Here is a 25,943-nt window from a genome sequence, read left to right on the forward strand (position 1 = left end):
AGTTGAGCTGTTGAGTATTATCGATTTTTATTATTAAGAGTGCAAGTATAACCTTGAAAAGCGCACCTGAAATGGGTTAGTTATCAAGTTTTAGCCAATTAATTACATAGTCTGTATGACTGCTTTTGATTTTGACTAAGCCCTTATCTATGGCTGCTTGACCCAATATCCATAAATTCCCATCAAAGAACGCAGGTTGCAAATTATCAATGGCATACAATTCAACCCAGCTATTTTGTTGTTTCACTTCTCTAATTTGACTGGCTGCAAATAGCGCTAAACTACTTAAATTTAAGATACGGCTAGGGGTGATTGCGCGGCTTGCATTATTTAAAAACGGGAAAGTAACAATACCGCAAGAAACTGTGTTTGGCAGGTGATATTTTGCGCTGAACGCCGTAAAAAATTGCTCTATTTTTGTGGCGAAATTTCCTGCATTTTGATGCTCTGTTTGTTTACTGATGAATAAAATCTGGTTATCGCGCAGCTGAAAAATATCCACGCTCGAAGTGAAATATATTTTTAGGGCCTCGCCCATCTTTTCTTCTATTTTTGTTGCATTGTCAATACCCAGCAATTCATTTATCCGTGCTAGGAAAGGGATCTGGACCAAAGCGTAATAGAGAGGCTCGCCGCGATAGATAGCGGCAAACTGGTTACTGTCGGCGTATTGCAGAGGCAGTTTGCTCCGGGGATGAACTGCAAGTTGTTGCTGAGCAAGTTTATCAGCATTGCTGAGTTTTTTATTGGCGATGTATGCGTAACAAAGCAGCATGCTCACTAGGGTGAGCAAACTCATTGAGCTATAGGTAAGCGTTTTAAAGCGATCTGTTGCTATTTGCAGTTGTGTGTTTTCAATTTCCAGCTGCTCCTGTTGCTGGGTTTTTTCAAATAGCTCCAGTTGTTCACTGATTTGTAACTGCTGTAATTCAAACAGGTGTTCTTTAATGCGATTTTGCAATGCATGGAAGTTTTTGAAATGTAAAATTGCTTGCTGGAGGTCACCGGTTATTTCATAACTTAATGCCAGCATCTCAAAAGCTTGTACACGTAAAGAAAGATAGTTATTGGTTGAAAGCTGCAATACTTTTTCTAGCTGTAAAATTGCCAGTGCCGGATCTTTACTAATAATATTTAATTGTGCGAGCAGCAGTAAGCTTTCTATTTGATAACGTGGTTTATTTAAGTGAGCAAAATGAAAACGTGCATTTTGTAAATATTTTTGAGCGAGCGCTAATTCACTGTTGCTTCTATCTGCGTTTTTAGTGGCTAAATAGGTTCGACCAATCTCAAGGTATACGTGGGCGAGCAGATCACTGTGTTTATTGTTTTCAATCAACTCTAATGCATTAAACAGGTAAATAAGCGCTTGGTTGTTTTCATTGTTTTGGCGTTTTAAAACCGCAAATTGAATTAAGCTTTCGGCTTGTTTGACTTTGTTTTCAGTGCCCAGATAAAGCTCGATGCTCTGTTTGGTAAACTCAAGCGCTGTCGTAAAACGATATTTTTTTTGATATAGATTGGCAATGCTACGTTTAGCTTGTCCACTTAGTTCAATAAAAGCGTGCTTATTAGCTAATTGATTGGCTAATAGAAAAGAGGAGGCCGCTAATTGTGGTTGATTGATTTGGTCATAATAAAGACCGTAATAGTAAGCCAGCCAAGCATGTAATTCTATATTTGGGTTTCCTTGTATCTCTTTTTTTGCTTTTTCCAATGCACTCAGTGCATTGCTATAATGGTTTTCTTGTAAAGATAATTTGCTGATAGCGAATTGCAGTGTAATGGCTAAATTGAGAGAATCCGTTAATGGTGTTTTTTGAATGCTAGCCTCTGTGGCAGATAGCATTTTTAGTAATGATAGATTGCTGAATTGCGGACGCGCCTCTTCAGGGATATCTAATGCAATCATATTTAAAGTTCTTATATCATCACTTGATACATTCGAATTTTTTAATAAGGGCTGTAGTAAATTTAGGGCGTTCGCATAATCCTCAATTTGTGCATAGCAAAAAGCCAGTAACTGCATTGGGAATGGATAGATTGGCCTCGCTGGCGGCCTTTCTTCGATAATGCCCTTCGAATTAACATTAAATGACTTTTGTTGAATAATATATTGGCTGGTTGCTTCCACGCAGTTTAGCGGATCGTTATAGCGTACGTCATACGCTTTCTTGAGCGTTACCGGCACCTTTACATCAATTAATTCTATCGCGAAGGCCGATAAACTAACGTGTAATAAAATCAGCGCAACGATCGGACCAATGTATAAACCAATATATTTCATAAACCTGTTTTTTATTGTCGTAGTAAACGAAGATTATTAATTACACCGCTATTTTCTGTGGTGCGTAATGGGTTGATGTCTAAACCGCCTCGGCGAGTATAACGTGCGTATACAGAAAGCGAATCTATTTGTGCAAATTTCATGATGTCGCAATAGATCCTCTCGACACACTGCTCATGAAATTCATTATGTTGGCGGAAGGAGATCAAATAACGCAGTAATTTTTCTCTGTCCAGTTTTTTACCCGTATAGCTGATTTCAACAGTTCCCCAGTCTGGTTGACTGGTGATCAGGCAGTTGGATTTTAACAGGTGCGAATATAAGGTTTCTGTCACTGTCACTGCCGAACAGATACCCTGCAGGTAGTTAGCGGTTAACTGGTAGTTATCTATTTCGATATCTAACTCATCTAAACATGTGCCATCGAATGTACCAAGCTTATCTGCGAACTTATCTAAGTTGCCATTAAGTTCAACACTCACCGCTTTATTTGCACATTTTGACAGATCGGCAGTTAATGTTTTTTGTACGTCATCAAGAGAGGAAAATTTAGTCTGGTTAAAACTGTTTAAATATAGCTTAAATGATTTCGATTCAATTAAATTGTCACTGTCAAAAGGCACTTTAACAACGCCGGTTGCAACCACAGGTTTTCCTTTGCTGTTTAACCAAGATAGCTCGTAAATATTCCACAAATCAAACCCAAAAAAGGGCAGATTGTCTGCGCTCAGTGCTAATTCTTTGCGGTTTAAACTGCGCGGTACGCCTTGTAGCAAACTGGCGTCGTAAATGCTTTTATATTCTGTCGCTTTGCCAAGAGAAAGGTTTTGTAAGGCGAACGCTTGGTCGTAGGGTGATTTCTGAGTCATATTTATTAGCTTTTATATTTTTTAAGAAAGACAAATTTATACTCAAGCTAGTTGAAGATGCGCAGATCTGCATATTAAAGCAGTTTGTGTATAATAGCTCCATTGTACCCAAAATGTAGAATAATTCGAGCAATGAATAACACAATACAAGCACAACTATTTGCGCTTTTTGAGCGCCAACAGGCACTTTGGCAGCAGCAGAAACAATCATTACCTATGCAGATTTTTGATTCAGAGTGGATTTCACCCTGCCAGGTAGGTGACGTGAAAGACGGTAAAATTGAGTGGTCCGCTGTCAAACGGGAACCGTCATTGGATCTCAGCAATATAGAGCAGGCACTGGAGATAAAACTTCACCCAAGTATTAGCGATTTTTTTTGCAGCGCCTATGCCGATTCTGTTCCGTGCCTATTTTCCGATCATCCAATCACCTTAATTCAGGCTTGGAATGAAGATGACTTTAAACTGTTGCAAACGAATATGATTGCTCATTTTATGATGCAAAAACGGTTAAAAGAACCAGCTTCGATGTTTATTGCCAGTTGCAGTGATGAGATGCAGATTATCTCGATAGCGAATGAAACAGGGCAAGTGCAGTTAGAAACCTTGGGGAAAGGGCAAGACGCAATACTTGCTGAAAATTTAACGGATTTTTTAGCGCAGCTGGTGCCCGTTATTTTAGAGTAGAGCCACAGATTGATTGTTATTCCTTCAAGAGGGTCTTTGATGGTAATACGCTTTCCGCTGCTTCTGGGCACAAAAGCAGCGTACTAAGCGTTGTATTTCTCAGCCCTGTCCATGGGTTTTATTACTGTTGGGTTTGGCATTTTTTTCTATAAATTTAATCACCATCGCCGCCACATTTTTGCCCGTTGCCTTCTCAATTGCTTGTAACCCTGGCGATGAATTAACCTCGATCACCATCGGGCCATTTTTAGACTGCAGCAAATCAACCGAGCAGAGATTTAGCCCTATTACCTTGGCGGCTTTTATTGCTGTTTCACGTTCGCTTTTAGATAATTTGAAAACTTCAGCTGTGTTGCTTAGATGCAGGTTGGAGCGGAAATCGCCTTCAGAAGATTGACGCTTCATCGCCGCAACCACCTTACCTCCAACGATCAGACAGCGGATAGCAGCACCATTTGCTTCCTTAATAAATTCCTGTACTAAGATATTTGCCTGCAACCCCATAAATGCTTCGATAATGCTTTCTGCCGCTTTTGCAGTGCCCGCTAATACTACGCCGATCCCCTGTGTGCCTTCGAGTAACTTTATTACCACAGGGGCGCCGCCCACATTTCGAATCAAATCTTTAATATCATCTGGTTTATTGGCAAACCCCGTTCTGGGTAAACCGATCCCTTTTCTTGACAATAATTGCAACGAACGTAATTTATCGCGAGAACGGCTAATAGCAACAGACTCATTAACATTGAATGTGCCCATCACTTCAAATTGACGCGCGACTGCTGTGCCATAAAACATGATTGCTGCACTAATGCGCGGAATAACTGCATCATAGCGTGGCAGCTCTTGACCATGGTAACGGACAGTCGGACGGCTGGATGTTATATCCATATAGCAATGTAGTGTGTCGATCACATCCACTTCGTGTCCGTGATCTTCACCCTCCGCTTTTAATCTTTGGATTGAGTATGAGTTGGGCTCTATGGTTAATATTGCTATTTTCATATTTGTTCCTTATTAATAGATGCTTTGGGATTAATTTAGACCTTTTTTATTATAGATCCGGCTAATTAATTTTGGAGTGTATATAAAAATATATGTACAATAAAAATCATTATTCCCCCTTGTTTAATAAAAATAATTGATTACACGAGAGTTGCTATCAGATGAAAATTGAATTACTTAGAACATTTTTGGAAGTGAGTCGAACCCTGCATTTCCGCTTAGCATCAGAATCCTTATTTATTACACAATCGGCAGTGAGTGCGAGGATTAAGCTTCTAGAGGATGATTTAGGTGTATTGTTATTTGATCGTCGCCAGAAACATCTCAAGTTGACACCTGAAGGACATCGTTTAATTAAGCATGCCAATGAAATTCTTTTTATGTGGCAAAAAGCGAAACAAGATGTAGGTATGACAGATCAGAACGCTTTACAATTAGTGATAGGGTCAATAATGTCCATTTGGGATATTATTTTACAAAACTGGTTACAAAAAATACATCACAATATGGAAGATATTAGTCTCTTAACCAACACCTATTCACCACTTGAACTACGAAAAACTGTTTTAAACGGTGTCATTGATATCGCTTTTTTATTTGAGCCGCCGTTTGTAGAAGAGCTGGTCACAGAAAAAGTGGCGACTATCCCGTTACATCTTGTCTCTAGTGAGCCGGGGTTTAATATAACGGAGCAAAATTTAAATAATTATGTAATGGTTGATTATGGCGCATCGGTAAACGCGCAGCATATGCGCGAGTTCAAAAATTCGCCGCCGGCAAAACATTTTATAGATCAGCCCAGAGTTGCTTTAGAATATATCTTAGAAGCGGGTGGTAGTGCTTATCTGCCGCGGCAGATGGTATTTGAGCATCTCCAAAACAAGAAACTTTACCTTATTGAAGATGCGCCAGTATATTTTCGCGAGGTATTTGCCATCTATTTATCTAAAAGTCATAAAGCGAAAGTGATCGCTCAGGCTATTCAGTACTTTCCCGATGTGGATTTTTAACTTTTTAAAATACTTTTATTTAGAACGAAAGTATTTCGAGTTATACCAATTCCATTAATTAGGTGATCTATTTAGGCACCGGAAAAATGGATGAAAGCAAGACGTTGATTGCAGTAACTATTTGTTCTAATTGCAAAATAAACAACAAAGACTAAAACATAGTTTTATGTCAGCTAGCATTCATTTTAACAAGCATAAATGAATAGAAAATTAGTGGATTTGGTATTAAGTGAGAAGCAGGCTGCCTAAACCTAAAAAGGTAACAAATCCAAAGATATCGGTCACTGTGGTTAATATAACTGAAGCTGCTAATGCGGGATCTATTTTTAGTTTGTCTAGTAGCCAAGGAACCCAAACACCTGAAAATGAGGCGATGATAATATTGCCCAGTATTGCGAAAAAAATAGCTAACGACAATAGCGGATTTGCAAACCATAGATAAGTGAGAGTCGCTATCACGCTTGCCCATAGCAGGCCGTTGATGCAGCCTACTTTCAGCTCTTTAGTGACAATCGCTTTTTGATTCGCCTCTGTTATTTGTCCGAGTGCAAGCCCGCGAATAATAAGCGTCAGTGTCTGACTGCCTGAAATCCCCCCCATTGATGCAACAATCGGCATTAACACAGCCAGTGCGACAACCTGCTGTAATGTGCCTTCAAATCGGCCAATAAACCAAGATGCTAAAAACGCAGTTATAAGATTAATGCCCAACCAGACAGCTCGGTTCTTACTGCTTCTCCAGATATTTGAAAAAAGATCTTCCTCTTCCACTAAACCTGCTAGTTGAATCAACTGCGTCTCTTTTTGCTGCTCTTTTATTTTATAGGCCTGATGCAGGTCTAACCTGCCGGTGAGAAAGCCTGAACTGTCGATAACAGGTAAGGCAGCTTTACCGGAGGCAATCACCTTATTAATCGCAGTATAAATGTTCTCAGTTGTTTCTATTGCTTCATTATTTGCTTCATAAGTTGCATCGACAAGGCTTGCTATCGGACAGTCATTGTCAATTGCTATTATGCTGGCAATCGCCATTTCGCCAATCAGTGTCGCATCTGTTCTGGTGATATAAAAAGCTTCTGAGAGAGGCGGTAATACTTTTGAGCAAATCTTTTTAGCCGCTGAAACTTTTACCCGTTCAGGCACCTGTATATCATCATAGCTTTGCCAGTGACCCACCTCTTCTGTTGAGTACTCCTGGGATCGCTTAAATAACCCGCGTTGTTTGGCGGTCATTTTAGACACAGCATAATCAACAAAACGATCACTTAGATTTTCTGAAAGATCTAACAGTTCATCGGCATCAAGCTTTTCAAATAACGGAAAACATTCAAAATCATCACAGGCGTTTAAGAGCAGCTGTCTTGATTCAGTGCGCATTTCAAGAAAAACTTGCTGCTGCACTTCCGTTGTTATTGATTGCCAAATCGATTTTCTTAATGGGATTGGAAATGCTTCTAATAGGACGGCAATTTGTTCAAAAGATAAACTATCTTCCAGCTGCGTTATAACCTCTGAGAATCTCGATTCATTTTCAATATTATTTAGTTCTTCAATGAAAAAAGGTATATTTTCAAATGACATAGCTGTTCTCCGGTAGAATATTAAAGGCTTCTACGGTTATAAATAAAATGCGCTAACGGATTAGGTTTTATCCGCAGCGGTACAATTGCCCAGCAACTGGATGCTGATTTTGCATCTCGAAGTAACATGAGTATATATGCTCTTGAAAAGTCTTAATTGTAAATCGGTTTGTTAACAAAAAAAATTCATCACTAAGAGCAAAATTTTTTGCTTTTTATTCCAGCGCTAAAGCCTGATTATTCACTAAATTCTGCTATATAGAGGCGCTAAATGAATATTACTAAAAGTCAGCATGGATCTGATTTTAACCTAGCTATTGACGATGACGCTAGTGTTTATAGCCAAGATTTAGCTGATCTTGAATTGGTTATCGGTGGCGATGAATCCAGTGCGCAAAAAGTGCGCAATAAAAACAGAAACAAACGATTGATTAAAGAAAAGATAGAGAGCCAACTTGAAAGAATAAGAGAGAGAAAAGAACATGATTTCTTGTTTGATGATTGGGATTAAAGCTTGAAATAAATTTACCGCGTATGCGCTATGCAAATTGCGTTGAGGTTAATTCTGCGAACTAAAAGCAAGTGCCGTTAGCATAGCTAACGGCAGTGACTCACTACTGCTTAGACAAGCCTTCTAATGCTATCTGAAACTCTTGTAGTTTCACTCTTAATTTGAGTATGTTATCAGGGCCCATTCGAATCATTAGTTTATCTGCTGATGGCAGTGCTTCTAATTCAGCTTCGGCAAATTTATACATAGCGGATGGTGCCACTAATTTAATCGGCTCTCGAACAATAGGGGCGTTGAGTACCATTTCTATTGCATCATACAATGTTGCATCGAATTCATTTTCTGCATAGCCAAGCTCTTGATAAGCCTCATTAAACAAAGGTTTTAATGTGCGGTATTGGTCGATCGCGAAGTCAATATCAATGCTGTTTATAATATCGACATACAAGTCATAACGGTGGTAGCTTTCTTCGTTAAGGTAAATCTCATTATCAATTTTAACGACACTAAATGGCTCGATTGGTTTAGTTAACGGGCTGTATTTTGTTAGTAATTCACCTCTGGAAAGATTATCAATAAAGACGACGAAATTCCGAATAATGTTAGTGGTGGTTAATAAATTTGTATAGTTTGGTAACGGTGACAGTTGCTCGGTGGATGCGAACACCATGGCATCTGAATCATTCAACGAGGGAAGTGGATTCGCGGTCTCAACTTCGCTGTCTGGGTCAATAATCTGCTCCGGCTCTACAGGTAACTCTGCCGGGGGTAATGGCTTAACAATTTCGGGAGCAACAGGCTGCGCCTCTTCAATGGCGGGGATTGGAACTGGCATCGGCTCTATCACAGGGAGAGGCGTCTGTTGGTTGCTGATATAAAAATAAGTTCCGGCAAAGATAATAGCGAGCGTAATAACGGTAAAAATTAGCTTAGCGTTGCTGTTTGTTTTTGCTTTATTCTTTTGCATTGTCTTTCCTCGAAATATTTATATCTGATTACCGTACTTTTTATTATCAGCGTATCTGTTCAAAATAGCGGCCAGTGAGAAATCTTTAGTTAAGTTATCTGCTAAGGAGCATAACGTCATTTTTGACTGCAGCAAATAACGCAGTATAACCTTTATCAATGATTTCTTTTGTTTTCTTTTTTAAATCAGCGGATCAAAATTTTTCACATTCAATACATGCTGTTATACCCCAACTACTTGAAGATGAAGATCTTCGCCCTGATGATAGAGCAAGAGGTAGCATAATAATATTTCGATCGATTGACTTCATTAATATTTTATCGGTAAGTGTAAATAAAAGCAGTTAATACCTTAAATGGTTATCCATTTTTTACTCGATCACTTAATTCAGAACGCAATATTCTTTATGACGAACATTTTTTTTACCACCTCTGCATCGTAATCAAATAAAAAAACCAGCAGAGAAAGCTGGTTTTAAGGTTATTTTTTGTGTGTGCCATTAACTGCTAATGGTGACAATATTACCGATTAAAAGCTACCGGTTGTTGATGCGCCAGTGCCAGTGTTAACTGTGTTATCAGCACCGGACTGCCACTCAATCACATTACTCGGGTTGATTTCGTTACGGATAATACATTTCCATGCAATATTAGTGTTTTCTGTAAGTGAGATAGTACCTGTCCATGTAGGGTAACTGGTGGGATCTAGTTTAATAGCACTTGCTGCTTGCCAGTTGCCCAGTTCAGTTTGATCACCTATTACATAAACACTATCGCCCATATTGGTATAGCCGTTATTACAAGTGAAATTTACGTCTGCGTTGGTTGGATCAATAATAACAACTTCACCATCTGCTAACCACATTCTTGCTGAACTAGCAGGAATGTTGACCGTATAGCTACTGCTAGTGACTTTGAAGCTTGAGCCTGTGAATACATCAACATAATTCTTTGTTGTATCAAACTTACCACTGTCAATGGATATATTTTTCTCATATCCACACTTATTGATACCGACTAACCCTTTTTGGTCACGACGGAAAACAAGTGTACATTGGTCAGAATATAATACTTCTTCGCCCGCACCTTGAACGCCATTATTAAACTTGACCATAGCTTTGATATTATCTTGTTTATAGTCATCTACCCAGCGACCGTTATCAACACCCGTTGTATCACTTAGCACCATAGGCACACCTTCTTGGCGGCCCATAATATAAGCGTAAGCAAGATGTTCGTTAGTTTCACTCATGATTTGGTAACGGAAGCCATCATTGGTTGGAATATCATGTGTGATAGTAAAGGTCAGAGCACGCATGCCATCTATCGCTCCGCCCCATGATTTAGGATCTGCTAATGCAGTTAAGCTACCATTTGCATCAAATGCATCACGCATAGTTTTTAATAACGGGAAGTCATAAGCACTGTGTGACGTTTCACTTAAATAAGGCTGTAAGAAAGTATCGTAGTCGGCATTACCCGCGCCCCCACCTGTGATAATTTCACCAAAGAGATACATGCCTTCTTTAATTGAATCAGTAAATACCTGGTTAATATGCCATGTGGTCATATGTTTTGCTGCATCAATACGGAACCCTGTCACGCCCATATTTTTTAACGCTTGTAGGTAGCTTCGTTGTAGATCGCGCACGTTGTCATTTGGATCTAAATCTGGTAATCCGCGATCCCCATCGCCACCACATATGCGGCCGTTCATTGACTCCCATACGTTGGTCCAATCACTGATACAAAATTCAGCATGGAAATCACCTGGTGTATATAAGCCATTACTCAAGTCGCCAAATAGTTTTTGCGCCTCCCAGTAACTGCTGTTATTGATATAATCGTTGGTTGCTGTGTCACCGGGAAAGTAGGTCGAGTTACCGCGTTCATTTGCCGTGTGGTTAATTACAATATCAGCATAGGTTTCAACGCCTTGTGCTTGTAATGCATCAACCATCGCCTGAAAGGTTTGTTTATTACCTAAATAATTGTTAATAACACGTAGATCTTGCGGTTGGTAACGTGCCCACCATTCGCTATTGTTGCTGTCTGATTTAATAGGTGGCGAGACCAATACTTTTTTGTAGCCGATTGCTGCAATTTCAGCGGCCTTCGCTTCGACGTCTGCATACTGCCAGTCGAAAGCATGTAAAATAACATCTGAATTTGCAAATTGAGAGAAAATCGATAATGAGGTGCCAAGTAGGCAAGCATTAATCAGTTTTGTGTTTTTTTTGAATTTCATTATTTATATACCTATTCCATTAGTAAGTTTATTGTAGTGCCACAAAGAAAACTCTTCGGTGTAAGTGCTGACTTATACCAAGTTAAGTTTTAGCAACATCAGAATCGTTCAACGTATAGATCTGTCCGGTTGTAAGGATAAAACCAGTAACGTCTGAATTGTTGAACAGTTCCACTGTTGAAAGTGCAATATCACAGATCCTTGTGACTAATTTAGAGCATGTTACTTATATGCTCCTCTAACCCGCAGTGAACCACCAATAAAACAGATTAAGCAATTGTTTTATAGACTTTTTTCTGGTGATCCACTATATGCGTAACAACGGATGAAAAGATTAAATCAAGGTTATCTATGCTGCTTTCACAAAAGTGAATTACAGCAATTTAACCATTTATCTAACAGTTTTCTACGAAATTAGTACATATCCCACGACGGATTAATTGCTGTTATTTTGAACTTTTTGATTAACAAACGAGCAGCCCCATCAATGTAGTGATTTAACTCTTAGAGTCAAGTTTGTGTATAAAATGAACAGACAAAACATGATCTAGGGCTGATTGTTAGGGAAAAATCAATTTTTGAAAAATTTCACTTCTTTTAAAATAAGATGTTAATTCTCCTTGTTAAATAATCTACGCTGAAAATATTCTTTGTGCAGAAGATAGTGATGAAGTTAAAAAAATGGCAGCCTAATTGACGAGAATAGGTTCATCTTTTAAAGGTGTGAGGTAGGTGCGGAGCCGTTACAAAAGTGGTTAGTGGTATTGGTTACGGATATTATTTACCTTAGATTAAGGTGTTGAATTGGGATTAAATAAATTAAGGGAGAAGTGAATTCCCGCGCAGCGCGTGGGAATTCTGGCTATTACGTTTTTCGGCTACTTATCGACTTTTGCAACAGGGGCTACGTACGCTTTAGTTCCCCATAACGGCACGGTGGACAGGCTGTGTTTGAAGCTGCCAGAGGTTTCTTTAGTCGAGTAAGAAACATACATTAGTGTTTGATTATCCGCATCAAAAATACGACGAATCTTCATCGTTTTAAAGAAAATACTTTTAGATTTCTTAAATACCACGTCCCCTGATGTTGATTTATCAATGGAGGCAATCATTGCAGAGGTGATTTCTCCCGTCTGACGACAGGCGATAGCAGAGTCGGAAGGATCTGCGAGGCTTAAATCCGCTTCAATACTGGCAATGTGGCAGGTGACCCCCGTGACGATTGGATCAATAAGCGTATTAATTTTAATGTCCTGCGTGGTGAAGATGCCAAGGCTGACATCACCGACTTCATCTTGTGAACAACTTTTTAAAGCAAAAAAGGCAATCACTAAAACAATAATCAATGCCCCGATTAATTTAATTTTCTTCATTATTTATATTCCTCTATTTTTATTTCTTGAAATCCCAAGATAGGTTGGAGACGAGTTGGCAGCTGTCGCATTTAAAATCGAAAATATCAAACAGTGGCGAGGGCAGTCGCCACTCTCCTCCACAGCTCGGACATCTCCTTTCTTGCTCTGCCTGTAAACTTTTTCCTGCTACGCGGTACAGATAGTAATAGGTTGGCACTTTGGTTATCTGTTCAATGCGTTTACAGAGATTGCTGCCTTGGTAAAATAGCTTACTATCAACCTCTCCCATCTCTTTTAAAACAAAACTGGAAACAGCGGAGCCATTCATCTGCAGTTCATCACAATTAATCCATTCCTCCTGCCATTTTATGACGCTTTTGCGATCGCCATTACTGATCGCCTCTGGCGTGCGATAGAGGGGGATAGGCGCAAGCGTTTCACCGCAGCGCAGTGGTGAACAGGTATCTAAGAAGGTGGTATATAAAACCTGCCAGCTCGGCTGAACGTTCTGTGCGCATTCCAGTGAGTTGAGATCTTCTGCAATGGTTTTAATTTTAGGCGAGAGTATTCCCGCTTCCGTTAATCTATTTAAAGCCTGTTTTACCTGCGGGCTATTAAAAATATCATTTAAGCTGTTTTCTTCCGGGCAGACTAAACGTACCACAAACCAGCTGGCAAACATCGCGACAGGAAATTCGCGTCCGAGTATCTGCCCGTTATAACGGAGCATATCCAAGTAATTATTAATGGCTCTTTCAACCATCGCATACTGAGTGTTTTGATAACACTCAAATCTTAGCTCTTTAATAAACACGGTTAATCTTGCTCTTGTGTTGTCAGTTGTTGCTGCAGTCTTTTTACTTGCGTTTGTAAGTTTTCTATTTCAGCAAGCAGTGGCGCGAGCGCTTGTTTTATTTTTGCATCCAATAAACCATCAAAATTAATGCTCTCTTCACTGCCTGTCTGCGTTGACGGGAGGTTTGCAATATTAATCTCTTTTTGCGGATTTTCTTTCCACATTTTCAACCCCTGAATAATCACAGGTAGCGGGACATTTTTTGGTAAACGCGATTTTATTAATGCGGTATTCGGCACTTTTCCCTCTTTGCTGAGCTGCTGTGCAATTAAAATAATTCTTTCCATGTGGACCTTTATTGATGGTGAATAATTAATGAAATGTATCGAAATCTTCAACAGAGCGGTAAACAGGCAGTTCAAATCGCGGTTTACGTAATCCGGATAAAAACAGACGGCCTTGATAGCTGTTATCGTTATCGCTGCTAAATTCAAAAATGAAACTGGCCTGCAGGAAATTCTCTCCCAATTTTAAATTAAATTTCGAGCGAGCAACCCAAAGCAGTTGCAGGTCGAGTTTAAAACAGTGGTTGGTGATCAGCTCCTTGGCATACTCGGATTGTTGACGTAATTTCCAAATAAGCGTGCCGCCAAGCACAGAAAAAAGAATAAACAGTAGATCTGTCATAAATGTACCTTAATTGCTTTTCACGCCGGAAAATAGCATACCAATCGCCTCTGATAAAGCTGGAGAGCGTGCGCTTAAACGCAACTGTTTTAGCACTTTATCACGCAGTGCTGGAATCGCCACCAAATCGGCAAATAGTGCCGGAAATAGCGCTGCATGATGGTTGGCTAAGCTTTCAAAAAAACGATTTAGTAAGGTTTCATCTTCAAGCATATTCCACAGTCGCCCTGCAATACCTATATACCAATGCTCATTGTAGATAAGGGCAGAGGAAAATTGTTTTTCTAACAGTTCTTTGGTGATATCGACGGCGGGGGAACTGGCCAGTGCGCGCAATAATAAAATTGCGTTGCCCTGATGATTTGCCTGTAGCTCAAGATCTGCCTGTTTGGCGATAGCGGCCGCTAACTCAGTGCTTATTTGATCTTGATGTTCTAAACATAACGCCAATGTTTGTAAGGGTTGCTGAGGTAGATGGGGCAGGGCATTGATTAAATTTTTCTGGTTATTATCATGGCCTAACCGCGCGGTTATATCTGCCACACCCTGGATGCCTAACTCCTGCCAGTTGCTCCAGTTTAGTGCACCCGAAAAGTAGTTTACTGCGGCGGGATAAAAAGAGGAGGCGGGACGAATAAAAGCGGCGTTGATGCGAGCATTAAAAAGGGCCAGTTTTTCAGGCGTTGGCTTAAAGATAAAGGGGTTACTTGCTAAGGACTCCTGTAACGCTTTATCTATCTCGGCGGTCAGATCTTTCCCCATCGCTTCCACTACCATTTTTATAAAACTGGTTTGCGCAGTGATTTTCAGAAAACCTTGCTCATCTAACGGCATTTTTAAAAACCAGATAAAATGGTCCTGCTGATTGCCAGTTTGTTTAGCTAACTGCCAAAAAGTGATCGCCAGAAAAGCGTGCTGCTGAATCGGGTAGGGGTAAGGCTGCTCATTATGTTCAATTTTTTTAAAATCGCTATTGGCAATATTAGTCACTTTTCGGCCTAGATCATAAATTCTGCATTGGCATTGTGAAGATTGTAAAAAGTCAGTAAGGGTATTCATATTCATAGCAATTCAATTTTGTTGTTCATAACGTACAGTGATTATACCTGTTATCAATCAAAATGCATTTTTGCATATTGATTGATAACGGGTATCTACCAACTCCTTAATGAATGTGGGCAAGTTAATGAATATGGGCAGGAATTTATGTATATTAGAGATCTTTCTAAATTGAGAAAATAGATGTCAGAAAATGAATTTATATTATCCCCTGGGAGCCGCAAAAATCGCCATCTACTGTTACAACTTTTAGCTGAGTTAGAGCAGGAATTGCGCCAGCTTAATTTGTGGCAGAGCAGCGTGCCCAGCGAGCAGGCGTTAAGCAGTTGTGCCCCTTTTGCCATTGATACCTTAACCTTTGTGCAGTGGCTGCAATTTATCTTTATTGATAAAATGTGTCACTTATTACAGTTTTCTTTGCCATTACCGGAGTCTATGTCTGTATTACCTATGGCAAGTGAGTATTTTAAAGCTCTGCCTGTCAACAGCACAGATATCAAGGGTATTATTAGCCGCATCGATTTGCTGATAAATGCAAGAGTAAAATAAACAGATGAATGAATATCCAGATAATCAAGCCACAGAGAGTCAAGCGATAGCGTTTGCAGAAATAATTGAAGATCAAGATCTTAATATTACAGCCAGCAGTCCCGATCTGGATATTCTTTATCAGGATGAATTTGTCGTGGCGGTCAATAAGCCCTCCGGCTTATTAGTGCATCGCAGTTGGTTAGATTACCATGCCACTGAATTTGCACTGCAAAAAGTGCGTAACCAAATTGGTCAATATGTTTATCCTGTGCATCGATTAGACCGGCCCACCTCCGGTGTTTTATTATTTGCGCTGGATAAAGTGAGTGCAAAAAATATCAGCGACCAATTTGTTAACCACACAACAGAGAAACGTTATTTGGCCGTGGTGCGCGGTTACTTAGAAGATGGCGAGCTGGACTACCCCCTTAAAGAAATTCTCGATAAAATAGCCGATAAACAGGCGCAGCAGGATAAACCTGCGCAACAGGCATTTACGCAATATTGCAGCCTGGCAAAAACCATGTTGCCGATTGCGGTTCGCCCTTATGACTCATCGCGTTATAGTCTGCTGGAACTGATTCCCAAAACCGGGCGCAAACATCAACTGCGTCGTCATATGGCACATCTGCGTCATCCTATCGTTGGGGATACTTCCCATGGTGACGGTAAACATAATGCTATGTTTCGTGATAACTTTGACTGTCACCGGTTACTGTTACATGCCGCTTATCTCTCTTTTAACCACCCTGAAACGGGGCAGTTAGTGGAGATTAATGCGCCCTTAGATGCTTTTTTTCAATCGTTATTAATCGCGCTAAAATTGGACGTTTAACAATTACCACACCCTATAATAAGGCTTTAAACTATGAAATTAAATTGTGATATGGGTGAAAGTTACGGCGCCTGGGAAATGGGAGCTGATCAGGATGTGATGCCCTGGGTTAATCAAGCTAATATCGCCTGCGGATTTCATGCCGGCGATCCGGATGTGATGGTGCAGACAGTTCAACTTGCCAAAAAATACAATGTACAAATTGGCGCGCATCCAAGTTATAACGATAAACAGGGGTTTGGTCGTCGTTCAATTGCACACTGTTATTCTCAAATCACCCCTTTAGTCTGTTATCAAGTTGGGGCGTTAAATGCTCTGTGCAGCCTGCACGGGAAACCGCTTGAATATGTTAAACCCCACGGCGCCTTATATAACGATATGATGGCCGATATCAACATATTCACCGCGATTATTGATGCGCTAGTTAGTTTTGAAATCCCGTTAGCATTAATGATTTTAGCAAGGCCGGATCTGCAGGAATATCAGAAAATAGCAGAGCAGGCAGGTATTAAACTGATTTTTGAAGCGTTTGCCGATAGAGCATATGATGAGTCTGGCTACCTTGTTGCCCGCAGTCAGCCGGGCGCGGTTTTAAACCATGCAGATTTGATTAAAAAACAGGTAAAACAGTTAATAGACAGGCAAACCGTTAGCACTCTTAGCGGTAACGAGATAAAACTCAAGGTGGACTCCATTTGCGTACATGGTGATAATTCCGCTGGAATTTTATTGATTCAAGAGTTGCAGCTGTTATTAACTGATTTTAGGTTGAGACATAAATAATGAAGATTACGGCGGTCAGTGAAGATTGTTTTTTAATCCAAGTAAGCGAGCAAATCGACCTCGCTTTAACAGATAAGATTGCCTTTTTAGTTGATCAGATTGAAACGCAACTTGGTGATGCGTTAGTTGATATTATCCCCTCTTACACCACTATTTTGGTGCATTATAATTTATTGAACGCCTCTTCGTTAGTGGTTGAAAAGCTGCTTGAAAATATTGTTTTGTTACCGTCGCCCAAGGCCGTTTTAAACAGTGAACGCAAGGTGATTGAGTTACCTGTCTATTATGATTGCTCGGTTGGCTGGGATTTGCCCGCGCTATCTGAAAAAACAGGTTTAAGTATTGAACAAATCATTCAATTACACAGCGCAACAACATACCGTGTGTGCGCAATTGGTTTTGCGCCCGGTTTTGCTTTTTTAGCGCAAGTGCCGGCGGCAATTAATATTGCCCGTCATGCGACGCCGCGGGCTATTGTGCCTGCAGGCAGTGTGGCCATTGCCGATGCACAAACGGCTGTTTATCCCGAAAATAGCCCCGGTGGCTGGCAGATTATTGGTAATTGCCCGGTTAAGCTTTTCGATCCCAATAGCAATCCAATCAGCCCTTTTGCGGTGGGAGATAGCGTTAAATTCAAGCCTATTTCACTGGATCAGTTTCTTAAATTAGGCGGGCAAGTTAGCGATGAAAAGTAATCCGGGTTTATATCTGATTAATGCGGGTCTATTTAGCCAAATACAAGATTTAGGACGTTATGGTCAAGCCAAACAGGGATTGAGTCAAGGTGGCGTTGTCGACGAGCACGCCGCCGGTTGGGCAAATTATCTGCTCAAAAACAGTGCCGATAAATCCTTAATTGAAATCAGTTTTGGACAGGCAGAATTTGCAGCTGAATGTGATCTGCAACTGGCATTAACAGGCGCTGATATGCAGGCATCTATCTTGATGCAATCAGGAAAGCAAAAAGCACAAAGCAATAATTGCAGTTTTATCCTTAAAAAAGGGGATCGTTTAAAACTTGCTTTTGCAAGCTCAGGTGTACGAGCCTACCTGGCGGTAAAGGGCGGTTTTAATGTCCCGACAAAATATGGCAGCAGCAGTACGGTTAAACGTAACTCTTTAGGGGGGCTTGATGGTGCTGGTGGTAATTTAAAAAGTGGTGACCGTTTAGCGGTTTTTGAGCAGATAAAAAACTTTGCCTGCACAAAAATACCCGCGCAGTTTATTCCTGATTATAATAAACCGTTAACATTAGGGGTGATTGAATCCTATCAATGTGAGCAATTTCCCCGAGTGCAAAAAGCCAAGTTTTACAGCAGTGAATATACGATTGATGCACAAAGCGATCGTATGGGATTACGTTTAACGGGGCAAACTGTCAGCAGTTTAAGCGGCGGGATAATTTCCGAGGGGATCGCCCTGGGCAGTATTCAAATCCCCGCCGATGGTTTACCGATTATTTTATTACAAGACAGGCAGACACTGGGTGGTTATCCGAAAATTGGCTGTGTTGCACGCTGCGATTTAAGTTTACTGGCGCAAAAGTCAGCGGGTCAGAAAATTGCTTTTAAACCTGCTTGTTTGGCAGATGAGCAATTACGTTATCTGCAGCGGTTACGTTTTTTTAATCAATTCTAATCATGAATATTCTGGCAATCAGCGCCGATCTCTATACGCCTCTGTTATTGCTTTGCTGGGGTTATTACTGGCAAAAAGCATCAAGGCAAACGCGCAGGTCACAAATTAAGCGACTACTGCTCTGCGTGGTGATTGTATATAGCGTGATGCTGCTCGATAACTATTTACATATTTGGCCGTCATTGGAGATGGACTACAGCACCCATAGCGCGGTTGCACTGTTGTTTGTTGTCTCGCTCAGTTTGCAAAACAAACATCTATTATTGATTGCGCCCTTGTCACTGTGCGTCTATTTTTATCTTATGTGGCGGCTTAACTACCATAGTGTTGCAGATATGCTGATCACTAGTTTTGTCTTATTGCCGGCCTTTATCTATATCAATAAAAAAGGAAAATAGCATGTATCAAGTGGTTTTTTATGTGCCGGAATCTCATCTGGAAAGTGTTAAATCAGCACTCTTTGAGGCGGGAGCCGGTCAAATAGGCGATTATGACCAATGTGCCTGGCAATCTTTAGGCAGCGGGCAGTTTAGACCGCTTGCGCAAAGCTCCCCTTTTATCGGCACCATTAATCAAGTTGAAACGCTGGCCGAATATAAAGTTGAGATGGTCTGCGCAGCGCAATACATCAAACAGGCGGTACAGGCGTTACTTGCATCGCACCCTTACCAAACACCGGCCTACCACGTTTTCGAGATAAAAACGCTGGGCGACTTTGAGTTGGGAAAATAGCGGGTTATTGTTTCTGCTGTTTAATAAAGTCGATAACTTCACGTGTTAAGTTTTGTTTTGAAAGGTAATTATGGCCACCATTTTTAAGCAGCAGCATTAACCCTTTTTCCGTTTCGGCGACCTCGGCAACATCAGACCATAACAGCTGGCTATTGTTGTACAAGCTTTGCGTTTTTATCCCTTTATCATCGATAATTAACTTAATGATATTGCCCGAATTTCTACTCCAGACCTGTCTGCTTAGCCACCATGCACGGCGATAGCGAAAACTCATAAATTCCACTAAAGCCAATGCGATTAAGAAGTACGCGAGAATATCCTGCTGCTCCCCGAATAATAAAATAAGCACAGCGGCGGCCACTAAAAGCGTCATTAATTTAATTCGCGGGGGACGGTTTTTGCTAAAGAGAAGAGACTGATCGTAACACTCTTCCAGGTGCTTTCTATCGAGTAAAAACTCAGTTTCGAAGTGCATTGTGGTGCCTTAATGATTGTTGTATTTGCAGCTGATTATAAGATAAAAAAGCGCTTACGTATTGATTGTTTGAGACTGTTCATCTGTTGCTAAAATGTTAACATACTTAAAAGATGCGGTTTTAATGGTCGAATATCTATTTATGGAAGATTGTTATGAAAAAAGAAACACAGATAATCAGTGCGGGTCGTGATAAAAAATGGACAAAAGGGGTGGTCAATCCCCCAGTATTTCGTGCATCAACAATGCTCTTTGATACCATGGAAGAGATGCGTTTTGCGGCTAAAAATCGTACTAACGGAGAGATGTTTTACGGACGCCGCGGCGGTCCAACCCACTTTGCTTTTCAGGCAGCGATTGCTGAGCTTGAAGGGGGCGTCGGTTGTGCGCTTTATCCATCGGGATCGGCGGCCATCAGCGGCGCATTATTATCATTTTTGCAGGCGGGCGATCATCTCTTAATGGTGGATAGTGTTTATGAACCAACCCGTGCATTATGTGAGGGATTACTTGCAGGTTTTGGTATCGAAACTACCTATTACGATCCACTCATTGGTGCTGGCATTGGCGATCTAATCAAGCCTAATACCAAAGTGTTATTTCTAGAATCGCCAGGCTCTGTCACCATGGAAATTCAAGACGTACCGACATTAAGTGCGATTGCCCATCAACACGACCTTATTGTGATGCTTGATAATACTTGGGCATCACCCATTAATTCCCGCCCCTTTGAGATGGGCGTGGATATTTCGATTCAAGCAGCTACTAAATATATTGTCGGCCATTCTGATGTAATGATCGGCACTGCCACCGCCAATGAAAAACATTGGCCGCAACTGCGTGAAAACAGCTATTTGATGGGCCAGTGTACTTCACCGGACGATGTTTATTTAGCAAGCCGCGGTTTACGTACCTTAGGTGTGCGCATGGCGCAACATGAAAAAAATGCACTGCAGGTCGCTAACTGGTTGGCAACGCGACCAGAGGTCGATCATCTTCGTCATCCTGCATTTGCAACCTGTCCGGGGCATGAGTTTTTTAAACGTGATTTTAGCGCGTCTAACGGGCTGTTTTCATTTGTATTAAAAGAGGGCAACTTAAAATCGGTCACTGCCCTGGTTGAGAATATGCGCTATTTTAAAATGGGCTTTTCTTGGGGCGGATATGAAAGTCTGATTTTAGGAGTATTCGACATAGATAAAATACGCAGCGCAACAAAATGGGATAGCAGTAAACCGCTGATTCGTCTGCATGTCGGTCTGGAAAATGTCGATGATCTGATTGCCGATTTAGAGGCCGGATTTAACCGTTTTAATGCGGCATTAGCGGATTAAAAAAAAGAAGCGTGTGTGAACACGCTTCTTTTATCGCTTTATATATAAACACAGTTATTATTTCTCTGTGGTTAAGTGGATTAACTTATTATCAGATAAATACGCTTGGTCCATTTGTTCAAGCTTGTTGTAGCGAATCATGGCGCGTAATCCATCAATATAATCTTGTCCTCGCTCGGAATAGTTATCCAAGGTGCCCGCCAATTTAATGCCTGTTACCGCTTTATCTTTAGCGCGCAGTTTACTGCGTAAAACACGCAATTTCAGATATGAGCTATTGCTGTTAATGTTGAGCATATAAGCTTCAACTGATGCCAGTGGGCTGTCAAAACGCGCCACCCTATAGTCACCCAGCTCTTCTCGTTGATTCAGAGGTTTCATACCGTTACCGCTGAAATCCCACTGACCAAAGAAAGCATTGCCTTCCTGCGCAAAACGCGAGGTCGCCCAACCACTCTCTTCAGCCGCTTGTGCGAGTGCTAACGAAGGGGGCAAAATATCAACGCGGTCCAGTAATGCTGTGCGCATCGATTCATCTAAGTTGCCCGTTTTATTTTCAAGAATGTCGTATTTAAGGGCAATCTTTTTAAGTTTCTCTGCATCTAGCGGGCTGTTTTTAACAATTTCCCGTTCACGGAGAATGTTTTCATTGGACACTAATGCCAGTGGTGTCATAAGGCGGAAAAATATCATTTTCTTGATCTCTACCGGCAGACTTTTTGATCCTTCAGCCCAGCGTTCATCGACGCCTGCAAAGGTGATACGCGGTACTTCCCGGTTGCCTTTATCCCAGCTTGCATCGTTGTATTGGTATTTATCAAATAAAGCATTCAAATCATCAATCGAAGTGATGTTGACTTCAGTGGGGTTCGTCATCAGTTGTTCACTTTTGCTGCTGTTCAGTACATCGGAACAGGCCCCTATAAATAAGCAACTGGTCAGCGCGAAAGCAATAGTGCGGGCAGAAAAGTGTATCTTCATGGGGTGATTTCCTCGGTGTAAAATAGCGATAAGTATATTAATGCGACTAATTCCTTAAGTGGTTTTGCTGTTAATTTAATAATGTATTTTTTGTGACGAAGGCGCTATTTTAGCACATTTTCACGATGGAGATGAATTTTTTGCTTTACTTGTTCTCTGAATTTGCTATTGGAACCGCAGGCTTTAACCTGCAAAGGTGTTTTTTCTAGCATTCCCCATTGGGGGGGGATGCTGGAAAATAAGGCTAACACCTTTGCCCTAAAGAAAGCGAGATTAGGTGCAAAGAGCGATAATTAACTATTAGCTATTGCCTTCTTCTTTTAACCAAGTCGCTACCTGCTTGGCAAAGTAGGTCAAGATGCCATCTGCGCCAGCGCGTTTAAAGCAGAGCAGTGACTCTAATACTGTTTCTCTCTCTTTTAGCCAGCCATTTGCAAACGCGGCCTTGTGCATCGCATATTCACCGCTTACCTGATAAGCAAAAGTGGGGACTTGCAGCTCTGTTTTTACGCGGCGGACAATATCCAAATAGGGCATACCCGGTTTGACCATTACCATATCCGCGCCTTCCTGAATATCTAATGCGACTTCATGAATCGCTTCATCGCTGTTAGCGGGATCCATCTGATAGGTGGATTTGTTGGCGCCTTTGAGATTACCGGCACTACCGACTGCATCGCGGAACGGGCCGTAATAGTTGGAGGCATATTTGGCGCTGTAAGCCATTATTTGGGTGTTGACATAACCCGCACTTTCTAAGGCATTACGAATTTCGCCTATCCGTCCATCCATCATATCCGATGGCGCGACAATATCCGCACCAGCTTGCGCATGCGAAAGCGCCTGTTTCACTAAAATTTCAGTGCTGATATCGTTTAATACATACCCCTCTTTATCGATTATACCGTCCTGTCCGTGGATGGTAAAAGGATCCAACGCCACATCTGTGATCACCCCCAGTTCAGGGCAGGTCTCTTTAACGCGCATAACCGCACGTTGCACCAGTCCTTGACTATTGTAAGCCTCTTCTGCCATGACCGTTTTTAGCTCATTAGGTGTCACTGGAAAGAGCGCGATAGCAGGAATGCCCAGTGTCACTAACTCTTTGACCTCTTCGACTAATAAATCCAGTGATAAACGTTCAATGCCCGGCATTGATGCGATACTTTCACGGCGGTTTTTGCCCTCGAGAATAAACAGAGGGTAAATCAGATCGTTGACACTAAGCTGGTTTTCAGCCACTAAACGACGGGAAAAGTCATGCTTGCGTAAACGGCGTAAACGGCGAGCGGGGAAACTTTGAGAAATTGTCATCTGTATTCCTATTAAAAGTAACTAGTTTGGGTATCTTCAAGTTTGCAATTGCAACCATGGCCTTAGAGATTAAAAAAGGCTTGGCTGGTTTTCTCGGTGTTGGCAATAAATTGATCTAAAGATTGCTCACGCGCCGCGGCAATAGTTTGCGCTATATAGGGTAAATATTTAGGCTCATTACGGCTTGATTTTGGCTTGGGGCGCATTGAACGGGGTAACAGATAGGGCGCATCGGTTTCAATCATCAAACGATTATCAGGGATTAGCTTAACTAGATTAAGCAGCTCACTGCCACGGCGTTCGTCACAAATCCAGCCGGTTATCCCGATATGCAGATCAAGCTCCAGACAGCGCTGTAAATCACGCTCACTGCCGGTAAAACAGTGCACAACGGCATTGGGCAGCTGCGCGCGGTAAGGTGTTAACAGTTCGATAAAACGTTGATTGGCATCGCGCTCATGCATAAACAGAGGTAGTTGCAGTTCAACCGCCAATTCAAGCTGTTGCACAAAGGCAAACTCTTGCTCTGCCGGCGTTGAATAGTTGCGGTTAAAATCTAATCCGCATTCGCCAATCGCTTTTACTTGTGGACTCAAGGCTAACTGCCTGAGCCTTGCTAAACTGCTGCTGTCAAAAGCGCTGGCATCGTGAGGGTGAATACCTGCACTGCAAAAAAGAAATCCGGGCGCAGTTTTCGCCAGCGCAAGTGCAGCTGCACTTGTTGTTAAATCGGTGCCGGTAATAATAAGCGCGCTAAGGCCTGCTTGTTGGGCATTTGCAATAACATCCGGACAATCTTTGTGAAAACGGGGGTTGGTCAGGTTAACACCAATATCTATCATATTTCAGCTACTCTACTCTTGAATATTGTTATCACTTTCTGGCGTTACGTAAAAACGGGAAAACAGTAATCCGAGTTCAAATAAAATGAGCATAGGCACTGCCAGCAGAGTCTGAGAAATGACATCAGGGGGAGTCAATAACATGCCGAAAACAAATGCGCCAACCACAATATAGGGGCGTGTTTGTTTTTATTTTTTTGGCGTGGTGGGCCCGGTCCAACAAAAAAATAAGGTTTCGGTAGGAATTTCAAACGCCAAACCAAAGGCAAAAAACAGTTTTAATACAAAGTCTAAGTAACTGCTGATATCGGTGGCTATGGTAACGCCTTCAGGGGCGGTGCTGGTAAAAAACGAAAACGCTAAAGGAAAGACAACATAATAGGCGAATGCCATGCCTAAATAAAAGAGCAGGGCGCTACTTACCACTAAAGGTGCAATCAGTTTACGCTCATGTTTATATAAACCCGGCGCAATAAACGCCCATAATTGATGTAAAATAGCCGGAATTGCGATAAAAAAGGAGAGGACCAGGGTTAATTTTATCGGCGTAAAAAAGGGCGTTGCGACATCCGTTGCTATCATGCTGGAACCTTCCGGAAGCTGGCTGGTGAGCGGGATAGCAAGGTAATGGTAAATATCATTGGCAAAATAGACCAAACTTAAAAACAGCAGCATCACTATCATAACAATGCGTAAAATTCGATTGCGCAGCTCAAGCAGATGGGAGAATAAGGGTAAGCTATGTTGTTTGTTTTGTTCACTGCTTTCGCTTTCACTCATTCATCTTTATCCTGTTGCGGGGCGCTTGTTTTTTTGCCAGCAATACTGTTTTTTGGATCTGCACTCTCCTGTTGCGCCTCGCTTAGATCTTCATTCTTGGCTTGATAAGGGCGCGTTACCGCTTGCGCTGCCTGTTTCATTTCATCGATTGATTGCTGCAATTGCGGATCAATATCGCTTAACCCCTGTTTACTGGCTTTGATCATCTTCTCGTTCATTTCATGTAATCTTAGCTCTTGTGAAATCTCTCCTTTTACAGAGTTAGCCATCTGTTTCGCTCTGTTTATCCAATGCATAACCGTGCGCACCGCTATCGGTAAACGCTCCGGCCCTAAAACAACAAGACCTATTATGGAGATCAGAATAATTTCCCAGAAACCGATATCAAACATCTATTTCACAGCCTTTTTGTTAGCCTTAATCTTTTTTATTCTCTTTTTGCTCGGATTTTGAATTTTCGTCGGTCTTATTTTCAACTTCCGGCTTTGATTTATCTTCTTCGCTCATCGCTTTTTTAAAACCTTTTATTGCACCGCCTAAATCACCGCCGATACCGCGTAATTTTTTTGTGCCAAAAAGTAATATTACAATGACTGCGACAATAGCTAACTGCCAAATACTGATTCCACCCATAATCT

At 41.3% G+C, this 25,943-nt stretch carries 28 protein-coding genes and 1 pseudogene; 11 read left to right on the forward strand and 18 right to left on the reverse strand.

From position 1 onward, the window contains the following. Window positions 1-76: 76 nt before the first annotated feature. Together ACJAT7_RS04110 and queF are read right to left on the reverse strand one after the other, a co-directional pair. A complete protein-coding gene (locus ACJAT7_RS04110; protein ID WP_415225528.1) occupies window positions 77-2,287 on the reverse strand; it encodes a tetratricopeptide repeat protein in 2,211 nt (736 codons plus the stop codon). 11 nt (window positions 2,288-2,298) lie between these two features. Further along, window positions 2,299-3,156 carry an NADPH-dependent 7-cyano-7-deazaguanine reductase QueF gene (queF, locus tag ACJAT7_RS04115; protein WP_415225529.1) on the reverse strand — a complete coding sequence of 286 codons (858 nt, stop codon included), beginning with the start codon at window positions 3,154-3,156 and terminating at the stop codon, window positions 2,299-2,301. Window positions 3,157-3,288: 132 nt separating this feature from the next. Between queF and syd the strand changes: the two genes are divergently transcribed. Next, window positions 3,289-3,843: a SecY-interacting protein gene (gene syd / locus ACJAT7_RS04120; protein WP_415225530.1), complete on the forward strand. Its 555-nt coding sequence runs from the start codon at window positions 3,289-3,291 to the stop codon at window positions 3,841-3,843. Window positions 3,844-3,942: 99 nt separating this feature from the next. On the opposite strand, the gene rimK is transcribed toward syd, so the two are convergent. Next, entirely contained in the window at window positions 3,943-4,848 is a 906-nt protein-coding gene (gene rimK, locus ACJAT7_RS04125) for a 30S ribosomal protein S6--L-glutamate ligase (protein WP_415225531.1), read from the reverse strand. Window positions 4,849-5,009: 161 nt separating this feature from the next. Here rimK and ACJAT7_RS04130 point away from each other — a divergent pair, with 161 nt between their 5' ends. After that, complete coding sequence (locus ACJAT7_RS04130) at window positions 5,010-5,858, forward strand: LysR family transcriptional regulator (RefSeq protein WP_415225532.1); 849 nt, start codon at window positions 5,010-5,012, stop codon at window positions 5,856-5,858. Between the two features lie 225 nt (window positions 5,859-6,083). On the opposite strand, the gene ACJAT7_RS04135 is transcribed toward ACJAT7_RS04130, so the two are convergent. Continuing rightward, window positions 6,084-7,439 (reverse strand): magnesium transporter, encoded by a 1,356-nt coding sequence (locus ACJAT7_RS04135; protein ID WP_415225533.1) that lies wholly within the window; start codon window positions 7,437-7,439, stop codon window positions 6,084-6,086. 270 nt (window positions 7,440-7,709) lie between these two features. Between ACJAT7_RS04135 and ACJAT7_RS04140 the strand changes: the two genes are divergently transcribed. Then, complete coding sequence (locus tag ACJAT7_RS04140; protein ID WP_415225534.1) at window positions 7,710-7,949, forward strand: hypothetical protein; 240 nt, start codon at window positions 7,710-7,712, stop codon at window positions 7,947-7,949. 103 nt (window positions 7,950-8,052) lie between these two features. Here ACJAT7_RS04140 and ACJAT7_RS04145 read toward each other — a convergent pair whose 3' ends face one another. The 7 genes from ACJAT7_RS04145 to ACJAT7_RS04175 form a co-directional block, all read right to left on the reverse strand. Beyond that, window positions 8,053-8,916, reverse strand: a complete 864-nt coding sequence (locus ACJAT7_RS04145; RefSeq protein ID WP_415225535.1) for a DUF3014 domain-containing protein — start codon at window positions 8,914-8,916, stop codon at window positions 8,053-8,055. A gap of 528 nt (window positions 8,917-9,444) precedes the next feature. Next, a complete protein-coding gene (locus ACJAT7_RS04150) occupies window positions 9,445-11,163 on the reverse strand; it encodes a carbohydrate-binding module family 20 domain-containing protein (protein WP_415225536.1) in 1,719 nt (572 codons plus the stop codon). 878 nt (window positions 11,164-12,041) lie between these two features. Then, the gene (locus ACJAT7_RS04155; protein WP_415225537.1) at window positions 12,042-12,536 is read right to left on the reverse strand and encodes a CreA family protein; all 495 of its coding nucleotides are present in this window, start codon (window positions 12,534-12,536) and stop codon (window positions 12,042-12,044) included. Window positions 12,537-12,555: 19 nt separating this feature from the next. Beyond that, window positions 12,556-13,332, reverse strand: coding sequence for a Zn-ribbon-containing protein (locus tag ACJAT7_RS04160; RefSeq protein ID WP_415225538.1), 777 nt, complete (start codon window positions 13,330-13,332; stop codon window positions 12,556-12,558). A 2-nt stretch (window positions 13,333-13,334) separates the two neighbouring features. After that, on the reverse strand, window positions 13,335-13,661 hold the full coding sequence (locus tag ACJAT7_RS04165; RefSeq protein ID WP_415225539.1) for a hypothetical protein: 327 nt from the start codon (window positions 13,659-13,661) through the stop codon (window positions 13,335-13,337). Between the two features lie 25 nt (window positions 13,662-13,686). Further along, a complete protein-coding gene (locus tag ACJAT7_RS04170) occupies window positions 13,687-14,001 on the reverse strand; it encodes a DUF3301 domain-containing protein (RefSeq protein WP_415225540.1) in 315 nt (104 codons plus the stop codon). A 9-nt stretch (window positions 14,002-14,010) separates the two neighbouring features. After that, window positions 14,011-15,066: a DUF3549 family protein gene (locus ACJAT7_RS04175; protein WP_415225541.1), complete on the reverse strand. Its 1,056-nt coding sequence runs from the start codon at window positions 15,064-15,066 to the stop codon at window positions 14,011-14,013. Between the two features lie 177 nt (window positions 15,067-15,243). Between ACJAT7_RS04175 and ACJAT7_RS04180 the strand changes: the two genes are divergently transcribed. From ACJAT7_RS04180 to ACJAT7_RS04210, 7 genes are read left to right on the forward strand one after another with little or no spacing between them, the layout of a single operon-like run. After that, entirely contained in the window at window positions 15,244-15,609 is a 366-nt protein-coding gene (locus ACJAT7_RS04180) for a YqcC family protein (protein ID WP_415225542.1), read from the forward strand. A gap of 4 nt (window positions 15,610-15,613) precedes the next feature. Beyond that, complete coding sequence (gene truC / locus ACJAT7_RS04185) at window positions 15,614-16,426, forward strand: tRNA pseudouridine(65) synthase TruC (RefSeq protein ID WP_415225543.1); 813 nt, start codon at window positions 15,614-15,616, stop codon at window positions 16,424-16,426. Window positions 16,427-16,459: 33 nt separating this feature from the next. After that, window positions 16,460-17,209 (forward strand): 5-oxoprolinase subunit PxpA, encoded by a 750-nt coding sequence (locus ACJAT7_RS04190; RefSeq protein WP_415225544.1) that lies wholly within the window; start codon window positions 16,460-16,462, stop codon window positions 17,207-17,209. Next, the gene (gene pxpB / locus ACJAT7_RS04195; protein WP_415225545.1) at window positions 17,209-17,904 is read left to right on the forward strand and encodes a 5-oxoprolinase subunit PxpB; all 696 of its coding nucleotides are present in this window, start codon (window positions 17,209-17,211) and stop codon (window positions 17,902-17,904) included. The genes ACJAT7_RS04190 and pxpB overlap by 1 nt, the downstream gene beginning before the upstream one ends. After that, window positions 17,894-18,847, forward strand: a complete 954-nt coding sequence (locus ACJAT7_RS04200) for a biotin-dependent carboxyltransferase family protein (RefSeq protein WP_415225546.1) — start codon at window positions 17,894-17,896, stop codon at window positions 18,845-18,847. The genes pxpB and ACJAT7_RS04200 overlap by 11 nt, the downstream gene beginning before the upstream one ends. A 2-nt stretch (window positions 18,848-18,849) precedes the next feature. After that, window positions 18,850-19,245, forward strand: a complete 396-nt coding sequence (locus ACJAT7_RS04205) for a hypothetical protein (RefSeq protein ID WP_415225547.1) — start codon at window positions 18,850-18,852, stop codon at window positions 19,243-19,245. Between the two features lies 1 nt (window position 19,246). Continuing rightward, entirely contained in the window at window positions 19,247-19,579 is a 333-nt protein-coding gene (locus ACJAT7_RS04210) for an NGG1p interacting factor NIF3 (RefSeq protein ID WP_415225548.1), read from the forward strand. 4 nt (window positions 19,580-19,583) lie between these two features. Here the strand turns inward: ACJAT7_RS04210 and ACJAT7_RS04215 are convergent, their stop codons facing one another. Then, entirely contained in the window at window positions 19,584-20,054 is a 471-nt protein-coding gene (locus ACJAT7_RS04215; RefSeq protein ID WP_415225549.1) for a YcxB family protein, read from the reverse strand. A gap of 155 nt (window positions 20,055-20,209) precedes the next feature. On the opposite strand from ACJAT7_RS04215, the gene ACJAT7_RS04220 reads away from it, so the two are divergent. Then, on the forward strand, window positions 20,210-21,388 hold the full coding sequence (locus tag ACJAT7_RS04220) for a cystathionine beta-lyase (RefSeq protein ID WP_415225550.1): 1,179 nt from the start codon (window positions 20,210-20,212) through the stop codon (window positions 21,386-21,388). 57 nt (window positions 21,389-21,445) lie between these two features. Here ACJAT7_RS04220 and ACJAT7_RS04225 read toward each other — a convergent pair whose 3' ends face one another. From ACJAT7_RS04225 to tatA, 6 genes and pseudogenes are all read right to left on the reverse strand, one after another. Then, complete coding sequence (locus tag ACJAT7_RS04225) at window positions 21,446-22,369, reverse strand: glucosaminidase domain-containing protein (protein ID WP_415225551.1); 924 nt, start codon at window positions 22,367-22,369, stop codon at window positions 21,446-21,448. A gap of 300 nt (window positions 22,370-22,669) precedes the next feature. Beyond that, window positions 22,670-23,683: a porphobilinogen synthase gene (gene hemB / locus ACJAT7_RS04230; RefSeq protein ID WP_415225552.1), complete on the reverse strand. Its 1,014-nt coding sequence runs from the start codon at window positions 23,681-23,683 to the stop codon at window positions 22,670-22,672. Between the two features lie 62 nt (window positions 23,684-23,745). Continuing rightward, a complete protein-coding gene (locus ACJAT7_RS04235) occupies window positions 23,746-24,525 on the reverse strand; it encodes a TatD family hydrolase (RefSeq protein ID WP_415225553.1) in 780 nt (259 codons plus the stop codon). 12 nt (window positions 24,526-24,537) lie between these two features. Beyond that, a pseudogene (gene tatC / locus ACJAT7_RS04240) lies at window positions 24,538-25,305 on the reverse strand (twin-arginine translocase subunit TatC). Further along, on the reverse strand, window positions 25,302-25,697 hold the full coding sequence (tatB, locus tag ACJAT7_RS04245; RefSeq protein ID WP_415225554.1) for a Sec-independent protein translocase protein TatB: 396 nt from the start codon (window positions 25,695-25,697) through the stop codon (window positions 25,302-25,304). Before tatB ends, tatC begins: the two are co-directional and overlap by 4 nt. Window positions 25,698-25,722: 25 nt before the next feature. After that, entirely contained in the window at window positions 25,723-25,938 is a 216-nt protein-coding gene (tatA, locus tag ACJAT7_RS04250; RefSeq protein WP_415225555.1) for a Sec-independent protein translocase subunit TatA, read from the reverse strand. Between the last annotated feature and the right edge of the window lie 5 nt (window positions 25,939-25,943).

Source organism: Psychromonas sp., assembly GCF_047632995.1.
Classification (GTDB): Bacteria; Pseudomonadota; Gammaproteobacteria; order Enterobacterales; family Psychromonadaceae; genus Psychromonas.

Bases quoted from the DNA above. Each gene is read 5' to 3' on its own strand.
- ACJAT7_RS04150 (WP_415225536.1), bottom strand. From the start codon at position 11,163: ATGAAATTCAAAAAAAACACAAAACTGATTAATGCTTGCCTACTTGGC.
- tatA (WP_415225555.1), bottom strand. From the start codon at position 25,938: ATGGGTGGAATCAGTATTTGGCAGTTAGCTATTGTCGCAGTCATTGTA.
- rimK (WP_415225531.1), bottom strand. From the start codon at position 4,848: ATGAAAATAGCAATATTAACCATAGAGCCCAACTCATACTCAATCCAA.
- ACJAT7_RS04190 (WP_415225544.1), top strand. From the start codon at position 16,460: ATGAAATTAAATTGTGATATGGGTGAAAGTTACGGCGCCTGGGAAATG.
- syd (WP_415225530.1), top strand. From the start codon at position 3,289: ATGAATAACACAATACAAGCACAACTATTTGCGCTTTTTGAGCGCCAA.
- ACJAT7_RS04135 (WP_415225533.1), bottom strand. From the start codon at position 7,439: ATGTCATTTGAAAATATACCTTTTTTCATTGAAGAACTAAATAATATT.
- ACJAT7_RS04205 (WP_415225547.1), top strand. From the start codon at position 18,850: ATGAATATTCTGGCAATCAGCGCCGATCTCTATACGCCTCTGTTATTG.
- ACJAT7_RS04225 (WP_415225551.1), bottom strand. From the start codon at position 22,369: ATGAAGATACACTTTTCTGCCCGCACTATTGCTTTCGCGCTGACCAGT.
- ACJAT7_RS04200 (WP_415225546.1), top strand. From the start codon at position 17,894: ATGAAAAGTAATCCGGGTTTATATCTGATTAATGCGGGTCTATTTAGC.
- ACJAT7_RS04145 (WP_415225535.1), bottom strand. From the start codon at position 8,916: ATGCAAAAGAATAAAGCAAAAACAAACAGCAACGCTAAGCTAATTTTT.
- ACJAT7_RS04130 (WP_415225532.1), top strand. From the start codon at position 5,010: ATGAAAATTGAATTACTTAGAACATTTTTGGAAGTGAGTCGAACCCTG.
- ACJAT7_RS04175 (WP_415225541.1), bottom strand. From the start codon at position 15,066: ATGAATATGAATACCCTTACTGACTTTTTACAATCTTCACAATGCCAA.
- ACJAT7_RS04180 (WP_415225542.1), top strand. From the start codon at position 15,244: ATGTCAGAAAATGAATTTATATTATCCCCTGGGAGCCGCAAAAATCGC.
- hemB (WP_415225552.1), bottom strand. From the start codon at position 23,683: ATGACAATTTCTCAAAGTTTCCCCGCTCGCCGTTTACGCCGTTTACGC.
- queF (WP_415225529.1), bottom strand. From the start codon at position 3,156: ATGACTCAGAAATCACCCTACGACCAAGCGTTCGCCTTACAAAACCTT.
- ACJAT7_RS04170 (WP_415225540.1), bottom strand. From the start codon at position 14,001: ATGACAGATCTACTGTTTATTCTTTTTTCTGTGCTTGGCGGCACGCTT.
- ACJAT7_RS04235 (WP_415225553.1), bottom strand. From the start codon at position 24,525: ATGATAGATATTGGTGTTAACCTGACCAACCCCCGTTTTCACAAAGAT.
- ACJAT7_RS04110 (WP_415225528.1), bottom strand. From the start codon at position 2,287: ATGAAATATATTGGTTTATACATTGGTCCGATCGTTGCGCTGATTTTA.
- pxpB (WP_415225545.1), top strand. From the start codon at position 17,209: ATGAAGATTACGGCGGTCAGTGAAGATTGTTTTTTAATCCAAGTAAGC.
- truC (WP_415225543.1), top strand. From the start codon at position 15,614: ATGAATGAATATCCAGATAATCAAGCCACAGAGAGTCAAGCGATAGCG.
- tatB (WP_415225554.1), bottom strand. From the start codon at position 25,697: ATGTTTGATATCGGTTTCTGGGAAATTATTCTGATCTCCATAATAGGT.
- ACJAT7_RS04165 (WP_415225539.1), bottom strand. From the start codon at position 13,661: ATGGAAAGAATTATTTTAATTGCACAGCAGCTCAGCAAAGAGGGAAAA.
- ACJAT7_RS04155 (WP_415225537.1), bottom strand. From the start codon at position 12,536: ATGAAGAAAATTAAATTAATCGGGGCATTGATTATTGTTTTAGTGATT.
- ACJAT7_RS04140 (WP_415225534.1), top strand. From the start codon at position 7,710: ATGAATATTACTAAAAGTCAGCATGGATCTGATTTTAACCTAGCTATT.
- ACJAT7_RS04210 (WP_415225548.1), top strand. From the start codon at position 19,247: ATGTATCAAGTGGTTTTTTATGTGCCGGAATCTCATCTGGAAAGTGTT.
- ACJAT7_RS04215 (WP_415225549.1), bottom strand. From the start codon at position 20,054: ATGCACTTCGAAACTGAGTTTTTACTCGATAGAAAGCACCTGGAAGAG.
- ACJAT7_RS04220 (WP_415225550.1), top strand. From the start codon at position 20,210: ATGAAAAAAGAAACACAGATAATCAGTGCGGGTCGTGATAAAAAATGG.